Below are 1,392 nucleotides of genomic sequence, written 5' to 3'. Positions count from 1 at the left end.
ACTGCAAAGCTATTTCGCGGGCCGCTGGCGCGACGCCTCGGGCCCCGAATACACCACCGAATACCCGCACGACGGCAGCACCGTCGCCCGCCTGCACGCGGCCACCGCCGCCGACGTGGACGAAGCCGTGCAGGCCGCCGAACGCGCCCGCCTGCAACCCGCCTGGGCCCGCCTCAAGCACCACGAACGCGCCGGCCTCCTCTACCGCATCGCCAACGGCATCCGCGAGCGCAGCGAAGAACTCGCCCAGCTCCAGCGCCTGGACAACGGCAAGCCCATCAAGGAATGCCGCGCCCTCGTCGCCAGCGCCGCCGGCACCTTCCAGTTCTTCGGCGCCGCCGCCGAAACCTGGGAAGACACCATCACCCCCTCGCGCGGCGACTACCTCAGCATGAGCGTCCACGAGCCCCTGGGCGTCGTGGGCGCCATCACCCCCTGGAACTCCCCCATCGCCAGCGAAGCCCAGAAGCTCGCCCCCGCGCTGGCCGCCGGCTGCGCCATGGTCTTCAAGCCCGCCGAGATCACCCCGCGCATGGCCCTGGAGCTGGCCCGGATCGCCGAGCAGGCCGGCGTGCCCGCCGGCATCATCAGCGTGCTGCCGGGCAAGGGCAGCATCGTCGGTGACGCGCTCGTGAAACACCCCCTGATCAAACGCATCGCCTTCACCGGCGGCACCACGGTTGGCATGGGCATCCAGCGCCTGGCGGCCGAGAAGCTCATGCCCACCTCGCTGGAGCTGGGCGGCAAGTCCCCCACCATCGTGATGCCCGACGCCGACCTGGACCACGCCGTGGCCGGCGTGCTCTACGGCATCTTCAGCTCCTCGGGCGAGTCCTGCATCGCCGGCTCGCGCGCCTTCGTGCACGAGAGCGTCTACGGCGAGTTCAAGGCGCGCCTGCTCGAAGGCGTGAAGAAGCTGCGCGTGGGCGACCCGTCCAGCGAAGACACGCAGATGGGTCCGCTGGTCAACCTGGGCCACCGCGCCTCGGTGGAGAAGTACGTGCAGCTGGGCCGCGACGAAGGCGGCACGGTGCTCTGTGGCGGCGAGCGTCCCACGGGCGGCTTCTACGACGGGGGCAGCTACTACCTGCCCACCGTCTTCGAGGGCCTGCCCAACAGCGCGCGCATGTGCCAGGAGGAAATCTTCGGCCCCGTGCTCGCGCTGCTGCCCTGGAAGGACGAGGACGACCTCATCGCGCAGTGCAACGACAACATGTTCGGCCTGGCCTCGGGCATCTGGACGCGCGACTTCAAGAGCGCCTGGCGCATCGGGCGCGCCCTGCAGACGGGCACCGTGTGGATCAACACCTACAAGGTCTTCTCCATCAGCACACCCTTCACCGGCGTGAAGATGAGCGGCTACGGCCAGGAGAAGGGCCGCCTGGGCATCCT

At 69.7% G+C, this 1,392-nt stretch carries 1 protein-coding gene; it reads left to right on the top strand.

The window, feature by feature from the left end; genetic code table 11:
- Position 1 precedes the first annotated feature (1 nt).
- On the top strand, positions 2–1,392 hold a 1,391-nt coding region (locus KIT86_RS25120; RefSeq protein ID WP_297403472.1), incomplete at its 3' end, for an aldehyde dehydrogenase.

Origin of the sequence: Hydrogenophaga sp. (assembly GCF_026125825.1) — a bacterium.
In the GTDB taxonomy this organism is placed as follows: domain Bacteria; phylum Pseudomonadota; class Gammaproteobacteria; order Burkholderiales; family Burkholderiaceae_C; genus Hydrogenophaga.
The sequence above is the reverse complement of the archived record's forward strand: the minus strand, read 5'-3'. Positions and strand labels throughout refer to the sequence as shown.